This is a genomic window from Kineococcus siccus, from assembly GCF_009906795.1.
Classification (GTDB): Bacteria; Actinomycetota; Actinomycetes; order Actinomycetales; family Kineococcaceae; genus Kineococcus; species Kineococcus siccus.
Genome location: NZ_JAAALN010000263.1, coordinates 1 through 5,232, shown reverse-complemented (window position 1 = coordinate 5,232; position 5,232 = coordinate 1). Strand labels below are relative to the sequence as shown.

6 protein-coding genes are annotated in these 5,232 nt (G+C 69.9%); 4 read left to right on the top strand and 2 right to left on the bottom strand.

Annotated features, from left to right (window positions below; translation table 11 throughout):
* Positions 1 to 353: 353 nt before the first annotated feature.
* The 4 genes from nrdH (at position 354) to nrdF (ending at position 4,214) form a co-directional block, all read left to right on the top strand.
* Complete coding sequence (gene nrdH / locus GTR02_RS19640; protein WP_166609169.1) at positions 354 to 599, top strand: glutaredoxin-like protein NrdH; 246 nt, start codon at positions 354 to 356, stop codon at positions 597 to 599.
* A 10-nt stretch (positions 600 to 609) separates the two neighbouring features.
* Positions 610 to 1,005 carry a class Ib ribonucleoside-diphosphate reductase assembly flavoprotein NrdI gene (nrdI, locus tag GTR02_RS19635; RefSeq protein ID WP_166609168.1) on the top strand — a complete coding sequence of 132 codons (396 nt, stop codon included), beginning with the start codon at positions 610 to 612 and terminating at the stop codon, positions 1,003 to 1,005.
* Entirely contained in the window at positions 1,002 to 3,173 is a 2,172-nt protein-coding gene (gene nrdE / locus GTR02_RS19630) for a class 1b ribonucleoside-diphosphate reductase subunit alpha (RefSeq protein ID WP_166609167.1), read from the top strand. The genes nrdI and nrdE overlap by 4 nt, the downstream gene beginning before the upstream one ends.
* Positions 3,174 to 3,239: 66 nt before the next feature.
* Positions 3,240 to 4,214 carry a class 1b ribonucleoside-diphosphate reductase subunit beta gene (gene nrdF / locus GTR02_RS19625; RefSeq protein WP_166609171.1) on the top strand — a complete coding sequence of 325 codons (975 nt, stop codon included), beginning with the start codon at positions 3,240 to 3,242 and terminating at the stop codon, positions 4,212 to 4,214.
* 118 nt (positions 4,215 to 4,332) lie between these two features.
* Here nrdF and GTR02_RS19620 read toward each other — a convergent pair whose 3' ends face one another.
* Both GTR02_RS19620 and GTR02_RS19615 read right to left on the bottom strand, forming a co-directional pair.
* Positions 4,333 to 4,818 (bottom strand): heme-degrading domain-containing protein, encoded by a 486-nt coding sequence (locus GTR02_RS19620; RefSeq protein ID WP_338073941.1) that lies wholly within the window; start codon positions 4,816 to 4,818, stop codon positions 4,333 to 4,335.
* Positions 4,815 to 5,232 (bottom strand): CBS domain-containing protein (locus GTR02_RS19615; protein ID WP_166609166.1); only part of this gene is annotated, 418 nt, incomplete at its 5' end. The genes GTR02_RS19615 and GTR02_RS19620, both read right to left, overlap by 4 nt.

Sequence of the window (5,232 nt, the reverse complement as noted above, 5' to 3'; positions counted from 1 at the left end):
GCGCACCTGAGGCGACCGCGGCGGCCCGCCCGCCTCCCGGGAGGCCCGGCGGCGCGTCCCGGCCACGACACGCCGGTCCGGCCCGACACGCCGTGCTGTCCAGTCATCACTGAGAGTGGCTGCACCGTGGTCTCCCGACGGCAGAACCGCAGGTCAACGGCCTGCCGCGGACGCCCGCGGACCGCGGGCACCGCCCGGGTGAATCACACCCCTGTGACACACCATCTTGTGGTGGTGCGCGCTGACGGCCCCTAGGGGTAGTGTCTCAACCACCCACCCAGACCAGTGGGGACAGCAGCAGGCACAGCACCAGTCAGGCCGCGGGCCGCCGGACCCGGGGGAAGGAAGATCCCATGAGCATCACCGTCTACAGCACTCCCTCGTGCGTCCAGTGCAAGGCCACCTACCGCGCCCTGGACAAGAAGGGCCTCCCCTACGAGGTCGTCGACGTCACGGTGGACGCGCAGGCGCTCGCGCTGGTGCAGGGCCTCGGCTACGTGCAGGCCCCGGTCGTCGTCGCGGGTGACGAGCACTGGTCGGGCTTCCGCCCCGACCGCGTCTCCGCCCTCGCGGAGCGCGTCGCCAGCCTCCCGGTCTGACGCCCGCGGCGTGAGTGCCGTGGACGTCGTCTACTTCTCGAGCGTCTCCGGCAACACGCAGCGCTTCGTGGAGAAGCTCGGGGTCCCCGCGCAGCGGATCCCGCTGCGCGGTCGCGACGCGCACCTGAGCGTCTCCGAGCCCTACGTGCTGATCGTCCCGACGTACAGCGGGAACGACGGCAGCGGAGCCGTCCCCAAGCAGGTCATCCGCTTCCTCAACGACCCCGGCAACCGCGCGCTCATCCGCGGCGTCGTCGGCGCCGGCAACACCAACTTCGGGGAGCACTTCGCCGCGGCGGGCGACATCGTCGCCGCCAAGTGCGGTGTTCCCCACCTCTACCGCTTCGAGCTCTTCGGGACCCCCGACGACGTGCGTCGCGTCCGCGATGGATTGGACTCCCTGTGACCCTGACTTCCGACCCCACCACCGCGGGTGCGGCACCCGAGACGGTCCCGGTCCCGGCCGCTCCGAGCTACCACACGCTCAACGCGATGCTCAACCTCTACGACGCCGAGGGCCGCATCCAGCTCGACGCCGACCGCGAGGCCGCGCGCCAGTACTTCCTGCAGCACGTGAACCCCCGCACGCGGCGGTTCTCCGACCTGCGCGAGCGCCTCGACCACCTGGTCGACAACGGGTACTACGAGCGCGAGGTGCTGGACCGCTACCGCTACGAGTTCGTGCGCGACCTGACCGACCGGGCGCACGCCGCGGGCTTCCGCTTCCCGACCTTCCTGGGCGCCTTCAAGTACTACACGAGCTACGCGCTGAAGTCCTTCGACGGGACCGAGTACCTCGAGCGCTTCGAGGACCGCGTCGTCATGACCGCGCTCACGCTCGCCACGGGCGACGAGGCGCTGGCGACGGGCATCGTCGACGAGATGGTCGCCGGCCGCTTCCAGCCCGCCACGCCGACGTTCCTCAACGCCGGCAAGGCGTCGCGCGGCGAGCTCGTGTCGTGCTTCCTGCTGCGCATCGAGGACGACATGGAGTCCATCGGCCGCAGCATCAACTCGGCGCTGCAGCTGTCCAAGCGCGGCGGCGGCGTGGCGCTGCTCCTGAGCAACATCCGCGAGTACGGCGCCCCGATCAAGCGCATCGAGAACCAGTCCTCGGGCGTCATCCCCGTGATGAAGCTCCTGGAGGACTCCTTCTCCTACGCCAACCAGCTCGGCGCGCGCCAAGGCGCCGGGGCGGTGTACCTCTCGGCGCACCACCCGGACATCCTGCGCTTCCTCGACACCAAGCGGGAGAACGCGGACGAGAAGATCCGGATCAAGACGCTCAGCCTGGGCGTCGTGGTCCCGGACATCACCTTCGAGCTCGCCAAGAACAACGAGCCCATGCACCTGTTCTCCCCCTACGACGTCGAGCGCGTCTACGGCGTGCCCTACGGCGACGTCGCGGTGAGCGAGAAGTACCGCGAGATGGTCGCCGACGACCGCATCCGGAAGACGCAGATCAACGCGCGGGAGTTCTTCCAGACCCTCGCCGAGCTGCAGTTCGAGTCCGGCTACCCGTACGTGGTGTTCGAGGACACGGTGAACCGGGCCAACCCGATCGCGGGCCGGATCAACATGTCGAACCTCTGCTCGGAGATCCTGCAGGTCAACACGCCCAGCACGCTGGCCGAGGACCTGAGCTACGCCGAGGTCGGCAAGGACATCTCCTGCAACCTCGGGTCGCTCAACATCGCGCTGGCGATGGACGGCGGGGACCTGGGGCACACGGTCGAGACGGCGGTGCGCGCCCTGACCGCGGTGTCGGTGGCCAGCGACATCCGCTCGGTCCCCTCCATCGCCCACGGCAACGCCCGCTCGCACGCCATCGGCCTCGGTCAGATGAACCTGCACGGGTACCTGGCGCGCGAGCGCGTGCACTACGGCAGCGCCGAGGGCATCGACTTCACCGACATCTACTTCTACACCGTGCTCTACCACGCGCTGCGGGCCTCGAACCTGCTCGCGATCGAGACGGGGGAGCGGTTCGAGGGCTTCGAGCACTCGACGTACGCCTCGGGGCGCTTCTTCGACCAGTACACCGACGCGGTGTGGGCGCCGAAGACCGAGCGCGTCGCGGAGCTGTTCGCGAACGCCGGCATCGCCGTCCCCGACCAGGAGGACTGGCGCCGGCTGCGCGCCTCGGTCGTCGAGCACGGGATCTTCAACCAGAACCTGCAGGCCGTGCCGCCGACGGGATCGATCAGCTACATCAACAACTCGACGTCCTCGATCCACCCGATCGCCTCCAAGATCGAGATCCGCAAGGAGGGCAAGCTCGGCCGCGTGTACTACCCGGCGCCGTTCATGACGAACGACAACCTGGAGTACTACGCCGACGCCTACGAGATCGGGCCCGACAAGATCATCGACACCTACGCCGCGGCCACCCGTCACGTCGACCAGGGCCTGTCGCTGACCCTGTTCTTCAAGGACACGGCCACGACGCGCGACATCAACCGCGCGCAGATCTCGGCGTGGCGCAAGGGGATCAAGACGATCTACTACGTCCGGATCCGGCAGATGGCGCTCGAGGGCACCGAGGTCCAGGGCTGCGTCAGCTGCATGCTCTAGACCCCGGCCCGCACCCACCCCACGGCACGCCCGGCCGACCCGGACGCCCGAGAGACGAACGAGGACATCGTGGAGAAGCTCAAGCTCATCGACCGCGTCAACGCCATCAACTGGAACCGCGTCACGGACGACAAGGACCTCGAGGTCTGGAACCGCCTGACGAGCAACTTCTGGCTCCCGGAGAAGGTGCCGCTGTCCAACGACGTCCAGTCGTGGGGCCGGCTGACCCCGGCCGAGCGCCAGCTGACGATGCGGGTGTTCACCGGCCTGACGCTGCTGGACACGATCCAGGGCACGGTGGGCGCGGTCTCGCTCATCCCCGACGCGCTCACCCCGCACGAGGAGGCCGTCTACACGAACATCGCGTTCATGGAGTCGGTGCACGCCCGCAGCTACTCCTCGATCTTCTCCACGCTCGCCTCGACGCGCGAGATCGACGAGGCCTTCAGCTGGTCCGAGCAGAACGAGGCGCTGCAGCGCAAGGCCTCCATCGTGCTGGAGTACTACCACGGTGACGACCCGCTGAAGCGGAAGGTCGCCTCCACCCTGCTGGAGTCGTTCCTCTTCTACTCCGGGTTCTACCTGCCGATGCACTTCTCCAGCCGGGCGCAGCTGACGAACACCGCCGACCTCGTGCGCCTGATCATCCGCGACGAGGCCGTCCACGGGTACTACATCGGCTACAAGTTCCAGCGCGGGCTCGAGCGCGTCGACCAGGCCAAGCGCGACGAGATCAAGGACTACGCCTTCACGCTCCTGTACGAGATGTACGAGAACGAGATGGAGTACACCGCCGACCTGTACGACGGCGTCGGGCTCACCGAGGACGTGCGGAAGTTCCTGCACTACAACGCCAACAAGGCGATGATGAACCTCGGCTACGAGGGGCTGTTCCCGAGCGACGTGACCGACGTCAACCCGGCGATCCTCTCCGCGCTGTCGCCCAACGCCGACGAGAACCACGACTTCTTCTCCGGCTCCGGGTCCAGCTACGTCATCGGCAAGGCCGTCCAGACCGAGGACGAGGACTGGGAGTTCTGAGCCTCCGGCTCCGAGCGGCTCCCCCCGCGTGCCGGCGCCCGCCCCAGCGAACGACCGCTGCGGCGGGCGCCTCCACGTCCGGTCCTCGCCGGTCCGGGCGCTCCGGACCCCGGCGGCGTCAGCCGCCGGCGGCCAGGAACTCGCGCAGGACGCCCACCACGACGGCGTGGTCGACCTCCTGCGGCAGGCCCGAGACGGCGACGGACCCGACGCACCCGACGCCCCGCACGAGGACGGGGAAGGCCCCGCCGTGCGCGGCGAAGAGGCGGGTGTCCAGGCGCGCGTCGGTGTCGAAGTCCCCGCCGCCGACCTGGAACCGGGTGCCCACCAGGTAGGAGGAGTGCCCGAAGCGGTCCACGACCGCCATCTTGCGGTCCAGCCAGCCGTCGTTGTCGGCCGAGGACCCGGGCAGCCCGACGTGGAACAGCCGCTGGGGGCCGCGGCGCACCGCGACCGCGAGGGGCAGCTCGTCGGCCAGCGCCCGCTCGGCCAGGGCCGTCCCGAGCCGCCAGGCCGTGAGGTTGTCGAAGGAGCCGAAGACCAGCTCGCGCTCCTGCTGCTCCAGCTCCTCCAGGAGCGCCGCGAGACCCACGGGGACGTTCACCGGGCCGCCACCTCGCCGTCGGCCGTGCGCACCCGCACGACGCCCGCCACCGTCCGGGCGACCACGGCGGCCAGGCGCTGAGCGGCCCCGTGCAGCGGACCGTCCAGCGTCACCACCCCGTCGACGACGTCGACCTCCCACCGCTGGGCCGGGTCCTGCTCGTGCAGGCGGGCCAGCACCGCGTCGCGGACGTCCTCGTCGGAGTGCGCGAGCGTGCGGAGCACGTCCCGGCGGGCCAGGACCCCCACCAGGCGGTGCTGGTCGAGGACGGGCAGCGCCTTGATCCGCCGCGACAGCAGCAGCCGGGTGGCGTCGGCGAGGTCCGCGCCCACGTCCACGGTCAGCGGCTCGGGCGTCATGACGGCGGCCACCGTGCGCGGGGGTGCCTCCTCGTCCTCGTCGCGCGGCAGGAAG